22 protein-coding genes are annotated in these 21,964 nt (G+C 37.7%); 6 read left to right on the top strand and 16 right to left on the bottom strand.

The genetic code is table 11. From position 1 onward, the window contains the following. Positions 1 to 53: 53 nt before the first annotated feature. From QMD71_06620 to QMD71_06560, 13 genes are all read right to left on the bottom strand, one after another. Entirely contained in the window at positions 54 to 191 is a 138-nt protein-coding gene (locus QMD71_06620) for a hypothetical protein (protein ID MDI6840501.1), read from the bottom strand. A gap of 90 nt (positions 192 to 281) precedes the next feature. Then, positions 282 to 455 carry a hypothetical protein gene (locus QMD71_06615; GenBank protein ID MDI6840500.1) on the bottom strand — a complete coding sequence of 58 codons (174 nt, stop codon included), beginning with the start codon at positions 453 to 455 and terminating at the stop codon, positions 282 to 284. After that, a complete protein-coding gene (locus QMD71_06610; protein MDI6840499.1) occupies positions 445 to 906 on the bottom strand; it encodes a PIN domain protein in 462 nt (153 codons plus the stop codon). Before QMD71_06610 ends, QMD71_06615 begins: the two co-directional genes overlap by 11 nt. Before the next feature lie 125 nt (positions 907 to 1,031). Then, a complete protein-coding gene (locus tag QMD71_06605; GenBank protein MDI6840498.1) occupies positions 1,032 to 1,928 on the bottom strand; it encodes a DNA-processing protein DprA in 897 nt (298 codons plus the stop codon). A gap of 128 nt (positions 1,929 to 2,056) precedes the next feature. Next, positions 2,057 to 2,644 carry an indolepyruvate oxidoreductase subunit beta gene (locus QMD71_06600; protein ID MDI6840497.1) on the bottom strand — a complete coding sequence of 196 codons (588 nt, stop codon included), beginning with the start codon at positions 2,642 to 2,644 and terminating at the stop codon, positions 2,057 to 2,059. Between the two features lie 11 nt (positions 2,645 to 2,655). Next, on the bottom strand, positions 2,656 to 4,395 hold the full coding sequence (iorA, locus tag QMD71_06595) for an indolepyruvate ferredoxin oxidoreductase subunit alpha (protein MDI6840496.1): 1,740 nt from the start codon (positions 4,393 to 4,395) through the stop codon (positions 2,656 to 2,658). A gap of 117 nt (positions 4,396 to 4,512) precedes the next feature. Next, positions 4,513 to 4,875 carry a T9SS type A sorting domain-containing protein gene (locus QMD71_06590; protein MDI6840495.1) on the bottom strand — a complete coding sequence of 121 codons (363 nt, stop codon included), beginning with the start codon at positions 4,873 to 4,875 and terminating at the stop codon, positions 4,513 to 4,515. Continuing rightward, entirely contained in the window at positions 4,815 to 4,982 is a 168-nt protein-coding gene (locus QMD71_06585; GenBank protein MDI6840494.1) for a hypothetical protein, read from the bottom strand. Before QMD71_06585 ends, QMD71_06590 begins: the two co-directional genes overlap by 61 nt. A 155-nt stretch (positions 4,983 to 5,137) precedes the next feature. Further along, positions 5,138 to 6,436 (bottom strand): TrpB-like pyridoxal phosphate-dependent enzyme, encoded by a 1,299-nt coding sequence (locus tag QMD71_06580; protein MDI6840493.1) that lies wholly within the window; start codon positions 6,434 to 6,436, stop codon positions 5,138 to 5,140. 148 nt (positions 6,437 to 6,584) lie between these two features. Further along, positions 6,585 to 7,262, bottom strand: a complete 678-nt coding sequence (locus QMD71_06575) for an anaerobic ribonucleoside-triphosphate reductase activating protein (GenBank protein ID MDI6840492.1) — start codon at positions 7,260 to 7,262, stop codon at positions 6,585 to 6,587. Positions 7,263 to 7,470: 208 nt separating this feature from the next. Next, positions 7,471 to 7,887 (bottom strand): hypothetical protein, encoded by a 417-nt coding sequence (locus QMD71_06570; GenBank protein MDI6840491.1) that lies wholly within the window; start codon positions 7,885 to 7,887, stop codon positions 7,471 to 7,473. A 29-nt stretch (positions 7,888 to 7,916) separates the two neighbouring features. Next, positions 7,917 to 8,090 (bottom strand): hypothetical protein, encoded by a 174-nt coding sequence (locus QMD71_06565; GenBank protein ID MDI6840490.1) that lies wholly within the window; start codon positions 8,088 to 8,090, stop codon positions 7,917 to 7,919. A gap of 98 nt (positions 8,091 to 8,188) precedes the next feature. Continuing rightward, complete coding sequence (locus tag QMD71_06560) at positions 8,189 to 10,042, bottom strand: lamin tail domain-containing protein (protein MDI6840489.1); 1,854 nt, start codon at positions 10,040 to 10,042, stop codon at positions 8,189 to 8,191. 188 nt (positions 10,043 to 10,230) lie between these two features. On the opposite strand from QMD71_06560, the gene QMD71_06555 reads away from it, so the two are divergent. After that, positions 10,231 to 11,226: a hypothetical protein gene (locus tag QMD71_06555; protein ID MDI6840488.1), complete on the top strand. Its 996-nt coding sequence runs from the start codon at positions 10,231 to 10,233 to the stop codon at positions 11,224 to 11,226. 307 nt (positions 11,227 to 11,533) lie between these two features. On the opposite strand, the gene QMD71_06550 is transcribed toward QMD71_06555, so the two are convergent. Genes QMD71_06550 through prfA form a run of 3 tightly spaced genes read right to left on the bottom strand, consistent with a single transcriptional unit; the run spans position 11,534 to position 14,263 of the window. After that, positions 11,534 to 12,376: an NAD(+)/NADH kinase gene (locus QMD71_06550; protein MDI6840487.1), complete on the bottom strand. Its 843-nt coding sequence runs from the start codon at positions 12,374 to 12,376 to the stop codon at positions 11,534 to 11,536. Continuing rightward, positions 12,367 to 13,224, bottom strand: coding sequence for a peptide chain release factor N(5)-glutamine methyltransferase (gene prmC, locus QMD71_06545; protein MDI6840486.1), 858 nt, complete (start codon positions 13,222 to 13,224; stop codon positions 12,367 to 12,369). The genes QMD71_06550 and prmC overlap by 10 nt, the downstream gene beginning before the upstream one ends. Next, entirely contained in the window at positions 13,175 to 14,263 is a 1,089-nt protein-coding gene (prfA, locus tag QMD71_06540; protein ID MDI6840485.1) for a peptide chain release factor 1, read from the bottom strand. The genes prmC and prfA overlap by 50 nt, the downstream gene beginning before the upstream one ends. A gap of 90 nt (positions 14,264 to 14,353) precedes the next feature. Here prfA and QMD71_06535 point away from each other — a divergent pair, with 90 nt between their 5' ends. The 5 genes from QMD71_06535 to QMD71_06515 all read left to right on the top strand — a co-directional run. Then, positions 14,354 to 16,477, top strand: coding sequence for an OmpA family protein (locus tag QMD71_06535; GenBank protein ID MDI6840484.1), 2,124 nt, complete (start codon positions 14,354 to 14,356; stop codon positions 16,475 to 16,477). Continuing rightward, positions 16,474 to 17,424, top strand: coding sequence for a phosphate acyltransferase PlsX (gene plsX, locus QMD71_06530; GenBank protein MDI6840483.1), 951 nt, complete (start codon positions 16,474 to 16,476; stop codon positions 17,422 to 17,424). The genes QMD71_06535 and plsX overlap by 4 nt, the downstream gene beginning before the upstream one ends. Positions 17,425 to 17,434: 10 nt before the next feature. Further along, positions 17,435 to 17,620, top strand: coding sequence for a hypothetical protein (locus QMD71_06525; protein MDI6840482.1), 186 nt, complete (start codon positions 17,435 to 17,437; stop codon positions 17,618 to 17,620). Positions 17,621 to 17,687: 67 nt separating this feature from the next. Continuing rightward, on the top strand, positions 17,688 to 18,893 hold the full coding sequence (tyrS, locus tag QMD71_06520; GenBank protein MDI6840481.1) for a tyrosine--tRNA ligase: 1,206 nt from the start codon (positions 17,688 to 17,690) through the stop codon (positions 18,891 to 18,893). Between the two features lie 34 nt (positions 18,894 to 18,927). After that, positions 18,928 to 21,964 (top strand): C25 family cysteine peptidase (locus tag QMD71_06515; GenBank protein MDI6840480.1); only part of this gene is annotated, 3,037 nt, incomplete at its 3' end.

Genomic DNA, 21,964 nt, shown 5'->3' with positions numbered 1-21,964 from the left:
TACTGTTAATATAATTATACAATGAGCAACCCAAGGAGAACCGGGGTGTCAGTTTAAAAGACATCTTCAGGGCTTTCTACTGATTTAGCACCAAGCCCAATTATTTCTTTGCCACTCTTAGTATCTGCTGGACTTGATATAAACAGCGGTTTACCTTGCTCCTTTGCCCACTTTGCTGTTGCTATGCACATTTTTCTATAGGACAGAGCCCAACTGTACGAAACACAATTTCCGTAATGAAAGATTGTATTTTCATACCTCAATATAGCCTAAATTCAACTTCATTTTGAAATTAAGGCGGATGAGGATTCATTTACCTGTCTTGCCTTAAATTCAACTCTTTCCTTTATATATCTCTTTTGCTCATCATAGCTCATATTCATAAACTCTTTACTCAACTTATCTCTAATTTCACGCATCATTTTTACAGCATCAAATTTCCTTTCACCCTTCATAAACCATCACCTCCCAAGGGCTTCTTATTTCTAATAAAGGATAGCCCATTTTTAAGTTTATTGCATTAAAGCCGCGTATTCTATTTAAGTTAACAATATGCTTAAAGTTCCAACTTACTACTACATCTACACGGCTTATTGTTGCAATTGCTATGTGTTCGGCATCCACTAATTCATCCTTCACTACTACTTCCTCAGATATATATTTATGGGCAAGATTCACTGCCTCTTCTGTTAACTCCACATATTCTATATTCTCTTCGGGTATTTCCTTAAATATATTCTGAACTTCCTTAGGTGCATCTCTCAACTCAAGTGTGGTGAGCTCAGATATTACTGGTATCATTTCGCCCCGTTTAAATTTATCAATCAGTTTTAAAGACGCATCTTTGAACACTTCATCCAAGCAGCCTCCAATTACTGAAGTATCTGTGTAAATTCTCAACTTCATTCTATTGTATAAAATATACTACGCCATCAAAAAAGTCAAGTTTTAAATCTCGCTAGCATATATCACTAATTTTTTGTCCGAAAATGGGCGGTGCGGGGGTGGCGCGAGGGCGGCGTTGCAGTGGATTAAAATGAGACCGAAAAACTGGTTAGTTCCCTTAAAACATCTTCAGGGCTTTCTACTAATTTAGCACCAAGCCCAATTATTTCTTTGCTACTCTTATTATCTGCTGGACTTGATATAAACAGCGGTTTACCTTGTTCCTTTGCCCATTTTGCTGTTGCTATTGTACCACCCTTCTCGCCTGCCTCAATCACAAGGGTAGCATCTCCAAGTCCACTAATTATACGATTTCTTAACATTGCTTGCCCTGTAGTCCAACCGGCTGTTGGAAAGAATTCAGATACAATTGTACCATGCTCCCACAGTTCTGCTCTCACTCCATAGAGCTCTTTATGCAAGGCAAAATTGAGTACACCTGTCGGAAGCACCATTACCGTTCTCCCCTTTCCTTTAAGTGCACCAAGATGAGCATAAGTATCAATACCTTTCGCATAACCTGATACAATTGTAAAACCTCGAGTAGCAAGCTTACTTGCAAACTCAATAGCCTTTTGTAAGCCTTGAAATGAGGCTTGTCTTGTACCCACTATAGCTATGGTCTTAGGCATATCCAGTTTACCATAGACATAAATGATAGGGGGTGAATTTTTTATTCCTCTAAGCCTTGAAGGGTAATCTTCATTATATCTTGTAATCATTTTAAACTGTCTCTTATTGAGTTCAACAAGAATTTTATCCATATCTTGTATATAATGTAGGGGCGGGGTTACCCCGCCCCTACGGATTGACAGTATTGAGTTTACTAACCTTGGGCTTAACCTTGGGATACACATGAGTTCTTCTCTTTTTGCCTGAATAATTCTATTAGGTTCACCAAATCTTTCAAGCAACTTGTTAAAAGTAGCAGCCCCTATCCCGGGAATTGAATGCAGAAGTAGCCAGTAATTTAGTTTCATCATGTAGATTCTTCGCTTCGCTCAGAATGACAGGATAGCTCAAGGATTGAATGCAAAAGTAACCAGTAATCCAGTTTGGTCATTTCATTACCCAGCCTACACAATAGGCTGGATTTAGACTGAAATTCAGTTTACATCAATGATTTAAACGAGAAGCCTAACAGGAATGCCTTATTATTTGCTGCCCAAGTTTTTGGAGGCACAGTATGCTTAATCACCTGTAACCATTTATCTTTTGGAAAGTCAAATTTCTTTGCAAGTGCTCCTAATAGGACAATATTGACAGTTCTTGGGTTACCCGATTGTTTGGCTAGGCCCAAACCATTTATAAGAACAACTTCTTTAGCTAATTTTTTAAGTTGTAGCACGATATTTTTAGGATATTCTTCTTCACCCATTGATACCAAAAGCGGTGGCAATTCGCAATCGTTAACAATATAAGTACCACCAGGTTTAAGATAATTAACTCTTCTTAAAGCTTCAAGTTTTTCAAATGCCAAAATTATATCAGCTTCCTTATCACCTACAAGGGGTGAATAAACTTTATCCCCAAATCTAACAGCTGATACCACAGCTCCCCCCCTCTGTGCCATACCGTGGACTTCGCTTTTTTTGACATCAAATCCACAATTAAGTGCAACCTTTGCGAGTATATCAGACGCTAAAAGTATCCCCTGACCACCAACTCCACAGATTAGGATATTTTTTGTATTTTGCATAATATTGACTTTTAAGTTATAGCTTTTTTAACACATACCTGTTTACACATACCACATCCGTTACACAGCATTGGGTCTATCCATGCCTTTTTATCGTGCATAGTTATTGCCGGGCAGCCAAGTCCAACACATAACTTACAACCCGTACATTTATCCAAATTGACTTTAAGAGGTGACTCAGATTTTACCATTAATGCACAGGCTCTTCTTGCAATTATGAGAGATGGCTCAGAAAATTTGACCTCCCTCTTTATCACTTCCATTGTGGCTTTTAGGTCATATGGGTCAACTATATAAACACGATTAACTCCACATGCTTTACCAACATCTTCAATTAGTATCTCTTTAGTTTTCTCTCCCTTAAATGTCAACCCTGTCCCCGGGTGATTCTGATGCCCAGTCATTGCAGTCGTTAGGTTATCAAGCACAATTATTGTAGACACTCCTTTATTGTAAACAACATCTATGAGCGCCGGAATACCTGCATGAAAAAATGTCGAATCACCAATCACTGCGACAACTTTTCCAAGTATTTTGTTCCTAAGAGCTACATCCAGTCCATGCACATTTCCAATTGATGCCCCCATACAAACATAACTATCCATTGCGTTAAGAGGTGGTAATGTTCCTAATGTATAGCATCCAATATCACCAATTGCATAAAGTTTTAGTCTATTAATTGTATAAAATACACCACGATGCGGACACCCCGGACATAGGACTGGTGGCCTTGCAGGTATTTTAGTAATACCCCCAGCTGTGATTTTTTTCTTTTTAAGAGGTACTACCTCAAGCCCAAAATTTTCTTTAAGTACTGATTGGTCAAGTTCACCACATACAGGCACTTTCTCCTTGCCAATAACTGCTATTCCAAGTGCTTTTATATGTGTCTCAAGAAATGGGTCTCCCTCCTCAATTACATATAACTTATCAACTTGCGATGCAAATTTCTTTATTAAGTTATCAGGAATTGGATAAGTCATTGATAGTTTAAGGAAAGATGCTTTATGAAATACTTCTTTTGCATACTGATAAGCTATTCCAGAAGTAATAATTCCTAAAGAGCGATTTCCATACTCAATCCGATTACTATTAAATTTTTCACTGTATTTTTTAAGCTCAAGAAGACGACGTTCAACAATTGGATGACGCATCATAGCATTTGATGTTCCAGGAAGAACCATTCGCTTCTGTATGTTAGGAACATAGCCTGCAGGTGGATATTCAACTCGGTCAGCAAGTTCAACTACAGTTTTAGAGTGGCAAATTCTTGTGGTTAGTCTGAGAAGCACAGGGGTATCAAACTTTTCTGAAATATCAAATCCAACCTTAACAAACTCTTTTGCTTCCTGTGAATCAGATGGTTCAAGCATAGGTACCTTAGCCATCTTTGCATACCAGCGATTATCTTGTTCATTTTGTGATGACCACATCCCGGGGTCATCAGCAGAAACAACTATAAAGCCGCCAGTAACACCTAAATAACTCATAGAAAAGAATGGGTCTGCTGCCACATTAAGTCCAACATGTTTCATTGCCACGAGTACACGTGCACCCGCAAAGCAGGCACCAGAGGCAACATCAAAAGCTACCTTCTCATTCGTAGACCACTCACTATAAATTTCATTATATTTTGCTATATTTTCAAGTATCTCTGTAGATGGAGTTCCCGGGTATGCACACGCAACCCGACATCCTCCTTCCCATGCCCCACGAGCTACTGCCTCATTACCTGAAAGAAGTGCCTTCATTTGAACTACAAATGTCTAAAATCCAAAATACCTAAAAGTCCCCTAAAAATTTATGTGTTTTAGGCATTTTTTTCACGGTGTAGTTTTGGGTCTCCTGACCCAAAATGTTTTTTTGTCTCATTCTATTTCAATATTGTAAGTTTCTTTGTTACTTTTAACTCGCCTGTTGAGCAAAGCGAAATCACGATTTATCGGGACCTCTAATCTCAGGAAATAAATGCCTGTGGGTAGGGGCGAACCCATGTACTCGCCATTCAGCTCAACCTCATACTCGCCTTTTTCTTGTGTCCCAGAATAAATGGTATTCACCAATCTACCTGATATATCATAGAGCCTCAAACTAACTATCGCATTTTCCGGCAACTCATACTTAATCAAAGCATTGCCAAAAGATGGATTTGGATACACTTCCAGAACTTTTAGACTTTTGAACTCTTCTCCACTCCTACACTTGAATACTTTATCGTCGCATAGTCCCAATCAGCGCCAGAACCCGGACTCCCTCCTGTCACATACACATACTCACCATCAACTGCTATCGCATACGCCACATCACTGTAATTACCTGGTCCATTATATCTTGCCACCTACTGCTGAGCAAAGCAGACCCCCCTGTCATTCTGAACTTGTTTCAGAATCTCATCACAAAGGACCAAACACAACACCAAACCAAATCCTGCCCTCATCTCCCCTCCTTTTTACTCAGATATTGTAGCCATCACTTAAAGATACTACATCTAATTTACTGTAGCCCAAGCACCTCTCTATACCCAAATATATCCAAAAATCCGTGTCCTGATACATTAAAAGCAATTACCTTCTTCTCACCCGATTCTCTACATTTGATTGCTTCATCTATAGCGCAGGCAATTGAATATGCAGATTCAGGTGCAGGTAGCCACCCTTCTGTCTCAATAAAAGTTCTTGCACATTCAAATACATAGCGCTCATCGGATGGGTAAGCTATTGTATCTATATAACCTAAATTTCTAAGTAAACTAATTATAGGTGAACAGCCATGGTACCTGAGCCCATCTCCCTTTATAGGTTTCATCTCTACTTTATGACCAAGTGTATACATCTTAAGGAGGGGAGTAATTTCAGCGTAATCTGCAAAGTCAAATCTATATTCACCTTGAAGATTAGGAGCTACTTCTGATTGTGCAGCAATAAACTTTATCTTTTTGCCTTTCTTAAGCACATCGCCAATAAATGGAATTGCAAAGCCACCAAAATTTGACCCACCACCTAGACATGAGATTACAACATCAGGATAATCATCAAATACCTCAAACTGTTTTTGTGTCTCAAGTCCAATTATTGTTTGGTGCAAAAGTACATGATTAAGAACAGAGCCAAGACAATACACTGCTTTCGGGTCCTTTTGTGAATCTTCCAACCCTTCTGAAATTGCAATTCCTAACGAGCCAGGATGATTGGGATTCTTACCATACAGTACTCTACCGCATTCTGTCTTAGGTGATGGAGAAGGGTTAACTTCTGCTCCCAATAGTTCCATAAAGTTTCGGCGGTCTTGTTTCCAGTTATACACACTGCGAACCCAAAATATTGTGCATTTTAGCCCTATAAGCGCTGCTGCATAAGCAAGAGCAGTTCCCCACTGACCGGCACCTGTCTCAGTCGTCACTCGCTCAAAGCCCTGCTTTTTAGCATACCAACACTGAGCTAGAGCAGTATTCACTTTATGACTGCCAGTTGGTGAAAAGAATTCACCTTTATAATATAATCTCGCTGGAGTTTCCAGCTTCTTTTCTAAATTTAAAGCCCTAAACAAGGGCCGTGGTCTACCAGCTTGTGCATATAACTCAATAATCCCATTGGGTATATCTACCCACCTCTCCTGTGATAACTCCTGTTTCAAACATTCACCTATCATCAAGTCAGGTAGTTTTGCTACCCTTTGTCTACCGTCATCCGGGTCTTTTGGTGGTGGCAATGGTGCAGGTAAATCTGGAATTATGTTATACCACTGGTGTGGCATATCTTTTAAACCAAAGCTTACTTGCCTCAACTTTTTCATGTTACCTCCTATCTTAGTTATACCTGATTATACAGATTATGCACAGCATCCTGTGGATAAAACCAGATTACACCGATGGATAGGGGAGGGGTTACCCCGCCCCTACATTTTAATCTGTGTAATCTAAAATAAATCTGTGTAATCATAATTATCTGATTACACAGTTTGGTAGAAATTGTGTAAATTGACTCAATTCTAAATCACTATAAAGTTTTGCATCCTTAAGAGTTCCATTAAGCATCTTCACTACTCTTGGCTGTTGTAAGACATACCGCTTTGCACCTTTTACCCATTCACCAATTTGTTTTGCGTCCTCTTTACCAAAGAACTCAGGAAATACAGTTGTTCTGAACTCGTAATCTATATTACTATGCATTATAAGTTGGACACTAGCTTTAATTTTTGAAATATCTATATTTACATCTGCTATCTCCTTATAACGCTCGGGTGTTCCTTTTATATCCATCGCTATATAATCTACAAACCTATTTTCTATAACATGAGATATGAGCTCTGGATTTGTCCCATTTGTATCCAGTTTTACCAGGAAATCAAGTTTTTTAATCTTCTCAATAAATTGAAGAAGTTCTTGGTGGAGAGTAGGCTCACCTCCCGTGATACATAAGCCGTCGAGGAATCTTTTCCTTTTTTGCATAAAGGTAATAATATTCTCTTCATCTATATCAGGAAGCTTCTCATACCCAACAACGAGCTCTGGATTATGGCAATAATGACACCTGAAGTTGCAGCCTCCAGTAAATACAATTGCACAAAGTTTGCCCGGATACTCAATTACAGACAATTTTTGTAATCCCTTAAATTTCATGGGCTTCACCTTTCTCTACTTGCTTCACTATTACCTCAATTTTACAACCTTGACTGGCTTATAGCCTTTGACTTTGAAGTTTGAACTTTGCATTTTGCTTTTTCTTCCACTCCTTGCACTGGCTCGGTTAAGAAAGGTTCGTAATGTACTATCCCTTTGGTAAAATCATCATAATAGTCCCAGATTTTCATATCAATAGTATCACTGCTTACTGTCCCCAGTAATTATATCTGGCATCTATATCTATTTCACTATAATTATAGACCGCATACCCAGTGGCATACAAGTTATTACTGTCAATCAGAGCACTATCTGAAGATATGTATATAGCAGAAGCAATGGTATCAGTTATAGTGTTATACTTAATTGTAGGTGAGCCATAACTACGGATGCCACTACCATAAAGAGCATAGTTGTTAGTGATTGTGTTATAGCCTATATAAAGGGAAAAAGCAATGCTATCATAAATAGCTGAATTACCTGCATATTCAATTCTGCAATATTTCAAACTACATCTTGATGATGGCTTAAACCATAGCCTGCTCCACCTTTGTGTAGTATCTCGTGCTGATATTATGATTGAATCCATTGCTGTCCCAATCGCGTATAAATTTCCCTTTATCATTATATACTTTGCACTGTCAAGTCTTACCTCTACCCCGGTTCAATATCCAAAGTTACGGCACTATCAACAAGCACATTTCCTGTCACAATATACGGATTTCCAGCTGGTGCCCAGACTGTATTTGTGTCAATGATACCACTTACATAAGTAGTATCTGCTCTTGTAGATGACACAACGAGCAGACCAAAGAATATACTCGTCATCCCGATATAAATCTTGGGTATTTCATCATCCCCCTTCTGTTTTTGTTGCCAAATTTTATATAACTCGTTTTAATCTGCATCTATCTGCGGTTAATTCTTTATCTTGATAATCGTTTTGCAATCACTACAGTTGTCTTCTCATTCACAAGTTTATCAGAGTATTGGTCTTTTGCCTCTAAATAAACTATATAAATACCCATCGGTAAACGATTACCGTCATCACCTTTTCCATTCCATATATGACTCCAAGTCGCCTCCCCTTTTTCCCACGTCCACCTTGATTGCACTCCTGATGGCTCACCGTCAACAAGTTTACGGACACATCTACCACATCTGTCATATATATAAAGCCTAACCTTTGCTTTAGTAAAAGGTAGAGTGTAAGAAATGAACGCTACATTTGAATCAGGATTTTCGGGTGAGAAAATTTTTGGATGTACATAAAGGGTAGCTTTCTCTAACAGGTACTCAACATATATAGAATTAACTTTACCCGGTGTTCCCCCAGTAGCTATAACACAGGAGCCCCAGTTGTCAGGATTATTTGTAGCAAGATTTGGATTGATTCGTTCAAGTGTTACGCCTTTTGCTTCACTCCCCCAATCATCTTTGTATCCCAATAGGTCTTGGATTGTATTATTACTATCTCTTAGCATTATGGTATCACCTTCATTTTTTAAATTCGGAAATTTACTGCCAAGCTCAAAAACAGGAGATGGAAAAGAGCCATAAATTGAATGTAAAACAGAGCCCGTAGACTCTGCAATTACTACAAAGCCACCACTCTCAACGAAACAGTCATCCGATGTAATTAGACTTTTAGTAGTATTATCTTCAATTGACCAGTTTTTGATATTCACTGTATTAGTGCCTCTATTTATAAGTTCAACCCATTCACCTGAATTTATAGGGTTATACATAACCTCATTTAAGACAATATTACCTAACCCAACTTTGAGCCACTTAAATGTCTGGACACTAAAGCTGGCCGCTGTCACTTGCACCCTAATCTTATAATTGCCTTCAATTAAATCTTTCCATAATATTTCATTAGCTGAATGACTATGCCCTGGTATACTATCTAATCCAATACTCCCTATTTCACCACTATCTTCCCCCTTTTCATAAGTGACTTTTATTTCAATATTTTGTATCGCTTCTCGAGGATTGTAGAGTAGAACAGAAATTACAACACTATCACCTACATTTGGAGTTTCCGGTATAAACGATATATTCTGAATAGAAATAGAAAATGGGTCAACCCATGTCGTATCCCCAGGCAAAACATACCACGGAGGATGAGTGCCAACCCATCCAATAACTGGATTACCACTTATATCCTCAAATTCTATCTCTTCAATAAATATAGCAGGTGTTGCCATACAAAAACGACCAGGGATGGGGAGGTTTCCTTCATCAATTGTGTTATTCTCAGTGACATAAGCTCCAATGATATAGCCTTGCGAATCCTTTGCCATAACCACTACAGCTTCACCAGGTGTAGTAAAATTAGAGTCTAAATAAACAGTGCCAGTAAGCCAGCCACCCTGAGAGAACATATCAAGAATTTGAAATCCATCTGAAAAGTGGACACTGGATTCAAAAACATCATCACTCCCTTTTTTAACTTTAAATTTTATATAATAATTATATCCTTCTTCCGGTTCCTCAATAACCCTCAAAGGAACCCAGCTATTCCAGTTACCTGAGTTATCGGATGAAAAATCAGTGTATGCATAACCACCTTTCCACTTCCCAGTTGTCCATCTCTCAGAAATGACTCGCGGCTCCCCACCATACGCATAAACTGTAAATCTATAGATACTATCAGGGATTAGTCCAGAAGCTTCTACTCTTACAATAAAAGGAGTGCTATCAGATGCTGCCATTGGTAAAATAGAAAAACTGCCGTCTGCTATAAAGATAAACTGTAGCAAAGAGAATATAGACATAAACTATATTTTATTATAAAACTATATTAAACTATGTCAACCAAAAATTGTTTTTGTTTTGTGAGAAATTCCAATTTATATATTTTTTCATTTTTACTTGGCAAAACAAATATATGGTGTATAATATAAGAGTTCAAAACTTGATAATTATGGAGTGTCCCGCACCTGCCTAAAAGTATATAGGAGCTATGATGGGTGATAAAAAGAAAAGTAAGCTAGATAAGAAGACGAAATCTAAACTGGCGGACCTGGGGATAAGGGACTTGCAGCGTACACCTGGTAGATTAATTAACCCAAGTGGATATATACCTGATGAGGTTGGTGCTTTTGGAACTATGTGGGGTAAGTTGAAGATGACAGGCGATATAGCTGAAAAAAGTATTGGGTTCAGACCAAAAGAAGGTGCTATTGGTGTTCTATTATCGAGACGCAAATATATAGATAAGAATGGTAAAGTGAAGAGTGGTATATTTGCATCAAGTTTGATGCGCCGTTATACTCCTCACACGGAGAAGGAAAAAGCAACATGGGACCGGATGAGAGTACTTGCCAAAATAGCATCCAAATATAAGAGTGAGCTAATATATCCGATATGGGAACCACTTGTAATCAGGAAGGACAGGAAGCCATGGTCTGGCTATCATTATTTTATGAGTCTAAATGGTCTTGCGATAGGGTCTTCACTTAACTGGAGCAAATTAGTTATCTCTAAAGGGAAGTTAGCTTCTCCCAAAGTGGTATGTCCAAACTGTTATCGCCCTATGGAAAAGCAGATAGAAATTATTCCACCAAGAACTATCAATAGGCAGCTGTTAACGAAGAACCAGGTAGGGATAGGGATACTTGATATAATAACAGGCGACTTCTTTCACATATCACCTGAGCAATTAGCTGAGCAATTGGAGAAAAGGTTCAAGTCTTGTGGGATGAAGATTGGCGTGTTAAGGAGAGGTGGATTAGCTTCTAAGATGGAGCCATTGAACTTGATATGGAAATTAGAGAAGGTTAGGAAACACTATTGTTATAAGAAGATGGGAATGCCTAAAAAACGCTCTCGTTTTTACATCTATATCTATTATAAGAAGGATAGAGAATACAGTGATTCAATATGTTCAAGAATAAAGGTCTGCAAAGGGGGAAAGGAAAGAGGAGGTATGCCAATAGTTATAGAGGTCAGAGAATAGAGATGAGGAACACAGACTGACACAGACAAAAGAAAACACGAATAGACACGTAAGGTGTTTATAAATGTCACTCCAAACCTTGAAAGTGTCATTCTGAGCGATAGCGAAGAATCTCGCTTTTTCCATATCTGGGATTGGGATTTGGAGTTTGGAATTTACTTGGGTATTGGCAGTATTTGGATTTGGGACTTATTTTTATCCATTATTTTGCAAGTTATTTTTATTCAGACCTGACACCAATTGTACTTGACACCAATTGTACTCATTTAGAGAACTGATAGGGACGCCCTCTTTTTTGTCCCATCTTTTACCTTTCTTTACCGCCACCCCATTTTAATTTAGTACGAAGGATTTCGTAAAAATCACGCGCACTTGATTTTATCAGTTTTATCTTATAATCTGCTTTTCGGATAAGTACTTTTTCACCTTGATTTAGTAACACTCTTTCTTGCCCATCTATTACAAGGGCTGATTTTTTACTCTTACATTCTATCTTTACAGTAGAATCATCTGATACCACTATTGGTCTTGCCCCAAGTGTATGAGGACATATCAAGTTAACCACTATAGATTCAAGTTTTGGGTGAAGTATAGGACCGAAAGCAGCAAGTGAATATGCAGTAGAGCCAGTTGGTGTTGAAATTATTATACCATCAGATGAAAATTCTGATACATACTTATCATCTATATAAACTGTAAATTGAAGCATCCTCCCCACTCCTGTCTGCATAATAACAGCGTCATTTAATGCATAGAGGGGACGTTGTTTAACATTAGCCTCTAATACCATTCTCAATTCAATTTCATAATCTGCCCTTATTAACCGAGTGAGAGCAGGATATAAGTTATCAAGTGCCACCTCTGTAAGAAAGCCGAGTCCACCAAGATTAATTCCAAGAATTGGGATTCCTGAGTTACCGACAATTCGGGCTGCTTTTAATAGGGTGCCATCTCCTCCTATAGCAAGGATAACATCTGAAGTTTTTGTAATGTCCTTAAGTTTTACTATGATTTTTTTATCACTAACAAGAGCCTTGTTTTCATCTGATATAAACACCTGTTGCTTATTTTCCTGCAACCATTGTATAAGCTCTGGGATAACAGATGAGATGAGAGCTTTTTCAGGGTTTGCAATTATTCCTATGCGCATTTTGCTAAAAGGATACGAGTCCTATCAAAGAAATCGTTGATAAAATTAACTTCTTTAAAATACTTTACTGCTTCATATTTTACTTTTTCTTTTTGTTGAGGAGAAATTTCTACCAGTAACACTCCGGACGGCTTAAGATATAAGGGTGCAGTTTTTATCAGTTTAGAGATAAAAGCCAAACCATCTTTACCTCCATCTATTGAAGTGCGGGACTCAAAAAATCTTATCTCAGGCTGAAGTGTGGGTATGAGTTGAGTAGGTATATACGGCGGATTTGAGACTATAAAATCTGCTCTTTTACTTTTAAATGGGGTAAGTAAGTCGCCTACTAAAAAATTTATTCTATCACTTACTCCAATTCTTTCTGCATTTTTTTTAGCAAGCTTAAGGTCAATTACATCAGATGCGTAAACTATTGCATGGGGCAAAAACTTAAGGCTCGCTATCCCAATTGCTCCACACCCTGTTCCTACATCAAAAATTACAGTCTCCCCAATGGTATGGGTTTGATTAATCAAACCCATACCAAGTTCTATAAGAGTTTGGACTAAAACTTCAGTCTCTGGTCTCGGAATAAAAACAGGCGGTTCAACTATGAAATTGAGACCAAAAAAATTTACACTTTTAGTTAAGTATTGCAGAGGCTCACGATTAAGTCTTCTCCTTATAATTCTGGATATAATTTTAAGCTTGTAATCTGATAGAGGTTTATCATAATTTAGATAGATAGAAGTCCTATCTAACCTCAAACTATGGGCTACGAGCGTCTCTGCCTCAAGCATAGATTCTTCAATCCCCTTATTCTTTAGAGATTGAGCTGTATGAGTAATAATTTCTGCTATTTGCATTTTTAAGCTCATTTATTAATGGGTCAAGTTCTCCATCAAGCACGGAGTCAAGTTTGTAAAGTGTAATGTTTATACGATGGTCAGTTACCCTTTGTTGTGGATAATTATATGTTCTTATTTTTTCAGCCCTCTCACCTTCTCCTATTTGCTGTCTACGTGTAGTTTGAACTTTTTCGTCGCGTTTTCTACGCTCAAGCTCGTAGACTCTGGCAAGCAAAATTTTCATTGCCTTTACCCGATTTTGGTATTGGGAGCGTTCATCCTGGCAAACTACTGTTGTATTCGTTGGAATATGGGTTAGCCTGACAGCTGATGATACCTTATTTACATTTTGTCCACCATGACCACGTGCCCTAAAAGACTCAAGTTTTATATCATCGGGATTAATTTTTATATCAATTGGCAAGGCTTCTGGAAGAACACATACAGTAGCTGTAGAAGTATGGATTCTGCCACCAGATTCTGTTATAGGAATTCGCTGCACTCTATGGACACCACTTTCATATTTTAACTTTCCGTAAACAGCTTCTCCTTTTACATAGTATATAATCTCTTTAAATCCACCAATTGAGGTAGGATGAGAACTTAATATCTCAACTTGCCACCCTTGTCGTTCTGCATATTTTGAATACATCCTAAATAGATCGCGTGCAAAAATAGATGATTCATCCCCACCTGCACCTTGTCTTATTTCCATTATTACACTGCGAGAATCATTTTGGTCTTTTGGAACAAGTGAATCTAAAAGCTCAGTTTCTAACCTAATTTTCTCTACCTTAAGTTCATCAATCTCTTCTTTTGCAATATGTTTTAGCTCTTCGTCTTGAGAACATAAAATACGCTCGTCATCAGAGATGCGAGCTGATAACTCAGAGTACCTTCTCCAAAGATTAAGAAGACGCGATAGCTCGTTATACTCTTGAGACAATTCTATAAATTTATTCCTGTCCTTAAGGGTATCTGGAAGAGTGAGTAGTTTATTTAGTTCATTAAACCTGTTCTCTAAATCTTTAAATTTGTGGATTATCACTTCGTCCATAATTTTATTATACCTTACACTTTCTTAAATGTCAACTTTTTTCTTGACGGAGTTTGATTCTAAGATATAATTCTTAAAAAGACTGTTAGAATGAGAAAAGTAGTATTTATTTTCCGAAGGATTCTGTGGATAGGTATATTTTTGACTTCTACTTTATCAGGTGCTCCAACCTCCACTGGAACGAGCGGACTTGTAAGAATTGTCTCTGCAAGTTCAGAACCTTTTGGTAAACTTGATTATACTTTTGGAATTAGAGGATATTGGACAACAAGTTTAGATAGTTTAGTAGTATACGACCAATTTGGTGGATTACATGAAGGAACTAAATGGCAATGCGCAGGCTCAGATTTTTCTATTGGACTCGGCTTCTCATTTACAGACTATCTTTCCTTAAATCTAAATTCAGGCTTCCTTACAGATGTGATGCAGACCGACATCCCTTGGGGAGGAGCAGGTGCTGTAAGTTGGGGGTTATCAGATACAAAACTTGGAATAAAATTTACTCCTACCCAAGCTATACGGTTAGTTTATCCAAAATTTACAAAAGTAATTGATTTAGGAATTTATCCAATAGCATCTTTTCCTACTGGAACTAAAAGGATATCACCTCCAAATGTATGTGGAACTGATACTATCTTTGGCTACGCTTGTAGATTAGGTAATGGTGGGATACACAGATTTTTTACTGTTGGTGGCGCCACTTATGGAGGGAGTGGACTACTCACTGTCAACATCTTAACTCAGCCACAGATAAAATTTCACCTTAACGGTGGATATATAAACTATCCTCATCCAGATAGTTACAATAAATACACTTATGGGGCAGGGATAGAGTTAAATTACTTCAAATTATCTTCATTTGTGGAGGCTTATGGTGAGAAAAGAGTGAAACCAGAATATAATGATGGAGGACTTTATTTATCACCGGGATTACGGTTTGAGACAGAAAAAAACACATGGCTAACTATATCTATGGATTTTAGACTTATGGGCTATGACACAGGATTTGTTGATGACGACCTTAAGGTTCAAAGAGGATTCGGAACTACTCCACCATGGGCAGTAAATCTAACTTTTTCACAAAGTTTTGATTTCGTAAAACCGCCAGTAAATAGGGGTATAATTGCAGGTAGAGTGGTGGATAAAGTGAGTGAAAAACCAATTAGAGCCATAATTTCATTTCCCGGATTTGATACTACAATAACTACTGATGAGCAAGGGATATACGAAATTGAACTCCCTGTGGGTCAAACTTTAGTGTATGCCTCACCTATGCAAAAAGAGACATATGAGCCGTCACAAGAAGTTATCATTTTGGTGGAACAAGAAAAAAGGGTAGTTGTTAATTTTAGACTTGAGCGTAAAAAAGTATATGTCTCAATACTGACTGGTAAGATAATAGATAAAGTTACTCAAAAGCCTTGTCTTGCTACCATTTCTTTTCCAGAAACTGAACTACCAGAAGTAAAAAGTGATGCTTCAGGAATATACAAAACAGAACTGTTACCCGGGACATATATATTAAGAATAGAAAAAACAGGTTATATCCCTTGGACACAACCAGTAATTTGTAAACCTGAAGAAACTACATTATTGAATATTGAATTATCACCTGTAGAACGAAAGTCTATTCTTATTGGTAAGATAGTAGATTATTCTACTCGCAGAGGGATTGAAGCTGAAATTGAATTCCAAGGAACAGATATTCCACCTGTCAAAAGTGACCCTGAGACTGGCACTTATAGAGTAGAGATTCCATCGGGTACTTATAACATAAAGATAAAAGCCGAAGGTTATGTCGTAGAGGGAGCGGCGATAGTTTGTAATCCAGATGCCTCACTGATAAAGAATTTTGAGCTTTTCAAAATAGAGGAAAAAATTATTCTTGGTGGCATAACATTTGAATTTAACAAAGCTAATATTAAACCTACTTCTTACAAAATGCTTGATGAAGCTGTAGAACTGCTTAAAAAACACCCTAATATAAAGATTGAAATTGCAGGTCATACATCTTCAGAAGGAAGTGATACATATAATTTAAAACTATCACAACTACGAGCTGAAGCAGTAAAAGAGTATCTTGTAACACACGGGATTTCAGTGGATAGACTTCAAGCACGTGGATATGGAGAGACACAACCAATTGCAAGTAATAGAACTGAAAAAGGACGTGCAAAAAACAGAAGAATAGAGTTCCGTATTTTATCCGAATGATTATAGGAATAGACGCAATGGGTGGTGACTATGCGCCAAAGGTTGTTATAGACGCAGTAAGAGAGATAAAGGATTTAGACTTTATTTTAGTAGGGGATAAAACTCAACTTAAAGGCGAAATACCGGAATCAAGGATTGTGCACGCTCCAACCACAATAAGAATGGATGAATCACCACAAGATGCATTTAAGAAGAAGGACTCTTCAATTGCAATTGGAACACTACTCCAAAAAGATGGTAAAATAGATGCATTTGTGGGAGCCGGAAATACAGGTGCATACTTAATGTTCAACTCATTATGGCTTGGAAGAGTTAAAGGAATAAGAAGACCAGCTTTAGGGACATTCTTCCCAACTAAGAATGGGTTCACTTTTGTGCTTGATATAGGCGCTACTACTGCAGCAAAAGCGGAAGATTTGTTTCAGTTTGGAGTTATGGGATGCCAGTGTGTAAAAGGACTGACTGGAAAAGAAGATCCAACTGTAGCACTACTTTCAGTAGGAGAAGAAGATATAAAAGGGAGCACAGTTACAAGAGAAGCTTTTGAACTTATGCGTAACTCTAAGCTAAATTTTTTAGGTAATATTGAAGGACATCAAATTTTGGAAGGAGTGAGCGATGTTGTAGTATGTGATGGCACTGTGGGAAATGCAATACTTAAGTTTGGTGAGAGTATAGTTGAACTTACCAAAACTACAATAAAAGATGCTATAAGAAGTTCATTTAAAGCAAAAGTGGGCGGAGTTCTACTTAGACCTTCGTTACATAAATTTTTTTCAAGAATGAGTTATGAAGAATATGGTGGAGCAATAATACTCGGTGCCAAAGGAGTAACTATTATATGTCATGGAAGGTCAAACTCAAAAGCTATTAGGAATGCAATTTATATGGCAGCTAAATATATAGAGTTGGGTATCAATAAGCAAATAGAAAAAACATTTATGTGAGGAGGGAGCTATGAATTTTTGGGAAGTTATTGCACTGGTATTAGGTGGAGCAGGTCTTTTTGCAGGCATTTTAGGAGCATTTCTTTCATGGGCATCTCGTGTAAATGGACATGCTGCTCGTGAACTTATAAAAGAACTGTCTCTGAAGTTTGGGGCACTTATTTCAAGTGAAGGAGAAAAGACCGTGAGCTTATAAAGGAAATGGCTAGCAGCAGAGATTCACATACTTTAATTCGCTCCTTTGCAATTTTACCGATTAAGATATGAATTTAGAGATAATAAAGAGAAACACAGCTGAGATTATACCTGAGGAGGAGTTATTTAAGAGACTTAGGAGTGGTAAAAAATTAAGGGTAAAACTTGGAATAGACCCCACTGCCCCAGAAATACATCTCGGATTTGCAGTTGTTTTAAGAAAATTATATGAATTCCAAGAGATAGGACACCAAGCAATCCTTATTGTAGGCGATTTTACAGCTAAAATTGGTGACCCATCAGGAATATCTAAAACAAGACCACAACTTACGGATTTAGAAATCAAAAAGAATATGAAAGAATATAAGTCGCAGATACTTAAGATCTTACAACCTAACCAGTTAGAATTTAGATACAACTCAGAGTGGCTTAGTAAACTTACTCCAGAGTTTCTTATAAAACTTGCTTCTAAATCTACTGTCGCCCAAATGATTGAACGTGAAGATTTTACTAAAAGGTATTCTAAAAAAGAGCCAATTTCATTGCATGAGTTACTCTACGCACTATTTCAAGCTTATGACTCAGTTGCAACAAACGCTGATATTGAAATAGGTGGGACGGACCAAAAATTTAACCTACTGCTTGGTAGACAATTACAGAGAGAATTTGGACAGCAACCACAAGTTATTATTACAATGCCATTACTTGAAGGCTTGGATGGAACTAAGAAAATGAGTAAAAGCTATAATAATTACATAGGTATCGCTGAACATCCAAATGAGATGTTCGGAAAATTAATGTCAATCCCTGACACTTCAATTATTAATTACTTTAAATTAACAACTAATTTATCAGATAATGAAATAAAGCATATAGAAAAAAACTTAAAGGAACAGACTGTAAATCCAAGAGATTTAAAATTAAGACTTGCAGAGGAGGTTGTCTCAATGTATCACTCGCATAATGAGGCACTTAAAGCTAAGGATGAGTTCTTAAAAATCTTTAGCAAAAAGGAACTACCGACAAAAATTCCAACCTATACACCTATGATGAAGAATATCAGGTTAGTAAGTTTACTTGTAGACTCAAGACTTGCACCAAGCCGAAGCGAGGCTCGTAGGCTAATTGAACAAGGAGGGGTTAAGCTCAATGGAGTCGCTATAAGAGATATAAATTTTGAGTTCAATAAAAGAGGAATTTATACCATTAAAGTTGGAAAGCGAAAATTTCTTAAAATAAAGATAAAAAATAAAAAAATACTTGACAAAAGTTAAAATTAGATTATTTATAACTTAAAGGGGTGAAACCATGAAGAAACTTTTAAGCTTATTGGGGATACTTTTTCTTAGCATACCAGCTCTTGGTGGTGAGCTTATTATAGAGAAAGTCAGTTTTAGTAAAGCCGGCCTCTCATTTGGTAAGTTTAACGGATACGATGTCGTTAAACTTAAAGACGGTATATCCACTGGTGAGGCTGGTAGTCCTATGCTACCATGTTACCAAGTAAGAATTCTTATTCCGACGACAGCTACTGCGAGTGGAATAGAAGTTATATCAGTTGATAAAGAAATATTACCTGGTAAGTATACTATTTGCCCGACACAGCCACCAAGACCCATTTCAATTAATAAGGAAATACCATTTGTAGGACCTAATCCTGATGTTTACAGTTCATACTCTCATTATCCCGGTAAACTTACCGAATTTGTCGGTACTGGCTCTAAAGGTGGATATAGAATCGCTGAGATACTCGTTTATCCTGTCCAATATATTCCGGCGGAACGCACTCTTATTTTCTATTCAAATATTGTTTTGAAATTAAAGTACGAAACTACACATATTATGAGTGAGATAACTAAATTCCAGAAGCAATCTATGGAAAGAATAATTAGGAGCTTAGTTATAAACCCTGAAGATATAGATATATATGCTCCATTAGTTAAGGATAGGCAAGATGAAATCAGCTATTGCATAATAACGAGCTCCGATTTTGCGCCTGAATTCCAAAGCCTTGCTGATTGGAAGACAAAGAAAGGAGTGCGTGCAAGAGTTGTAAAATTAGACTCAATATATGCTAACTGCTCAGGCTCAGATAACCAAATAAAGATACGCAATTTTATTAAAGATGCATATAGTAATTGGGGTACTATATACTTTCTATTAGGTGGACAGTGTGATTATGAAAATAATCAAGAAGTTGTGCCAAGGAGGGATGTATTCTGTATGGACCCGGGTGTAGGTTATTATCCAGACGAGGAGTGGGAGCCTTGTGATTTATATTATTCAGATACAAATGGAACATGGGATGGAAATAATAATGGAATTTATGGAGAAATGACAGATAACGTAGATATTTATGCTGATGTCTTTGTAGGTAGGGCACCTGCAAGAAATTTGACTCAAGTAGAGACTTTTATAAATAAGGTGTTAACTTATGAGAAGAACCCACCAACGGGATACCAGAAGAAGATACTACTTGCAGCATTAAGATTATTTTATGGTTACACAGGTGATATAATAAGCGATTCCATAGCAGCGGTTACACCTGCTAGCTGGCTGGATGCAATATTGTCTGAGGCACAGGGGACGATAAGTCGGCAGATAGTGATAGACTCACTTAATGCTGGGTTTGGCTTTGCTCATTATGCAGCGCATGGAAATGAGTATGGAGTCTATAGTGGACAGGGTGCTGCCATTCTCACTTCATCTGATGTTGATGGACTTCACAATGGTGGTAGACTTGGTATCCACAACGCTATTTCATGTTTTTGTGGTGCAGTAGATGAAGTAGCAGGTGGTGACTGTTTTGCAGAGCACTTTATAAATAATCCAAATGGTGGTGGTATAGCATCTATTATGAACTCAAGATATGGATACGGAACGCCACCAGAGTTAGGACCGAGTGAGTGTATAGACCTCGCATTCTATAAGAAATTGTTTAATGATGGCCTTTATCATTTAGGTGAAGCTCATGCAGCATCTAAGGATGCATATGTCACTGCTTCTCAATCAGGACAGTGGCCTGAGTATTGGAGATATTGTCTTTATGAGCTCAATTTATTTGGTGACCCTGAGCTTCCAATGTGGACAGATGAGCCAAAGAGCTTGGCTGTTGAGCATCTTCCTACAATACCAGTAGGACAGACATGGTTTGAAGTCACTGTATCAAGTGATAACGTACCTGTTAAGAGTGCGCTTGTTTGTGTTATGAAAGAAGAGGACAATGTCTATGCAATAGGGTATACCAATGAGAACGGGGTTGCTACAATGAACTTGCCAACTCCCCCAACTTCTATAGGCACTTTATATGCAACAGTTACAGCTCATAACTTCTTACCTTATGAAGGGAATATTCAAGTGGTGCCTGCAGCAATAGTAACTATCAATCCGGATACTATTCAAGTAAATACACTAACTCCTGTTGAGATTACAGTTCTTGATACTCTAAACCAAGGTATTGCAGATGTAGTAACTAAAATCTATGGACTTGGAGTCTCATTATGTGATACAACAAATGCAGCTGGACAGTGTGTAATCAATGTTACTGCCCCATACGGAGAGGTTTTAAAATGCACTGGTCGTGAAATAGGTGTTAGTTGGGATATGTTTATAGACTCTATATGGGTGATTGGGTGGGATACATTACTTTCTCCTGATATATCAGCACAGGTTACAGAATTAGGGATGGTAGATACTTTAACTCCTTATTATGAAGGCACCATAACTGCCCGTACGGGTGGTGACTCAGGTTTCACATTATTTACTAAAGGGTGTGGAGTTGATACATCTGTATTCACAATTGGGACAATAGCTAATTTAGGAGTTGTGCCTACAAGTTTAGGCAACCTATGGGGCTATATTGCAAAGAGGGGCTATCGTATCTATAAAGAATCATTCCCTGTAATCCAGGTTTTTGGCACATTAGTTGGCACTGTGACTGACTTAAGTAATGATAATCCTATTCCTGGTGTAAGAATAAAAGGATATGTAGCTGGAGATACAACTACACCAGTCTTTGCTGTTGTATCTGATACTAACGGTAATTATTCAACAACCCAGATTCCAGTTGGTAACTACGACATCTATGCAAGTAGATTAGGTTATTCGCCTTATTCTACAACTTTATTTCTCAAGTATGGTGCAAATACATTTGATATAAAACTACAGTGTATCCTAACACCTGGCTTCTCTGACTCACTTGAGCCTGCAAATGCGGGCTGGACTCATTATCAAGTTACAAGTGGTTATAAAGATGAGTGGCATATTGAGACTTATAGGAGTCACTCACCTACTCATTCCTGGAAGTGTGGAGGTGCAGGTAGTGCAAGCTATAGTAACCGCGATG

The organism is bacterium, assembly GCA_030018315.1.
GTDB lineage: Bacteria > Hydrothermota > UBA3073 > JACQXS01 > JAGMCI01 > JASEGA01.
Note: the sequence above shows the minus strand (reverse complement) of the source record. Positions and strands in the feature narration are given on the sequence as shown.

What these genes read in the sequence shown, in the direction of transcription:
- QMD71_06620 (MDI6840501.1), bottom strand. Translation starts at nt 191, where the DNA reads ATGTGCATAGCAACAGCAAAGTGGGCAAAGGAGCAAGGTAAACCGCTG.
- QMD71_06615 (MDI6840500.1), bottom strand. Translation starts at nt 455, where the DNA reads ATGAAGGGTGAAAGGAAATTTGATGCTGTAAAAATGATGCGTGAAATT.
- QMD71_06610 (MDI6840499.1), bottom strand. Translation starts at nt 906, where the DNA reads ATGAAGTTGAGAATTTACACAGATACTTCAGTAATTGGAGGCTGCTTG.
- QMD71_06605 (MDI6840498.1), bottom strand. Translation starts at nt 1,928, where the DNA reads ATGATGAAACTAAATTACTGGCTACTTCTGCATTCAATTCCCGGGATA.
- QMD71_06600 (MDI6840497.1), bottom strand. Translation starts at nt 2,644, where the DNA reads ATGCAAAATACAAAAAATATCCTAATCTGTGGAGTTGGTGGTCAGGGG.
- iorA (MDI6840496.1), bottom strand. Translation starts at nt 4,395, where the DNA reads ATGAAGGCACTTCTTTCAGGTAATGAGGCAGTAGCTCGTGGGGCATGG.
- QMD71_06580 (MDI6840493.1), bottom strand. Translation starts at nt 6,436, where the DNA reads ATGAAAAAGTTGAGGCAAGTAAGCTTTGGTTTAAAAGATATGCCACAC.
- QMD71_06575 (MDI6840492.1), bottom strand. Translation starts at nt 7,262, where the DNA reads ATGAAATTTAAGGGATTACAAAAATTGTCTGTAATTGAGTATCCGGGC.
- QMD71_06570 (MDI6840491.1), bottom strand. Translation starts at nt 7,887, where the DNA reads ATGATAAAGGGAAATTTATACGCGATTGGGACAGCAATGGATTCAATC.
- QMD71_06565 (MDI6840490.1), bottom strand. Translation starts at nt 8,090, where the DNA reads ATGACGAGTATATTCTTTGGTCTGCTCGTTGTGTCATCTACAAGAGCA.
- QMD71_06560 (MDI6840489.1), bottom strand. Translation starts at nt 10,042, where the DNA reads ATGTCTATATTCTCTTTGCTACAGTTTATCTTTATAGCAGACGGCAGT.
- QMD71_06555 (MDI6840488.1), top strand. Translation starts at nt 10,231, where the DNA reads ATGATGGGTGATAAAAAGAAAAGTAAGCTAGATAAGAAGACGAAATCT.
- QMD71_06550 (MDI6840487.1), bottom strand. Translation starts at nt 12,376, where the DNA reads ATGCGCATAGGAATAATTGCAAACCCTGAAAAAGCTCTCATCTCATCT.
- prmC (MDI6840486.1), bottom strand. Translation starts at nt 13,224, where the DNA reads ATGCAAATAGCAGAAATTATTACTCATACAGCTCAATCTCTAAAGAAT.
- prfA (MDI6840485.1), bottom strand. Translation starts at nt 14,263, where the DNA reads ATGGACGAAGTGATAATCCACAAATTTAAAGATTTAGAGAACAGGTTT.
- QMD71_06535 (MDI6840484.1), top strand. Translation starts at nt 14,354, where the DNA reads ATGAGAAAAGTAGTATTTATTTTCCGAAGGATTCTGTGGATAGGTATA.
- plsX (MDI6840483.1), top strand. Translation starts at nt 16,474, where the DNA reads ATGATTATAGGAATAGACGCAATGGGTGGTGACTATGCGCCAAAGGTT.
- QMD71_06525 (MDI6840482.1), top strand. Translation starts at nt 17,435, where the DNA reads ATGAATTTTTGGGAAGTTATTGCACTGGTATTAGGTGGAGCAGGTCTT.
- tyrS (MDI6840481.1), top strand. Translation starts at nt 17,688, where the DNA reads ATGAATTTAGAGATAATAAAGAGAAACACAGCTGAGATTATACCTGAG.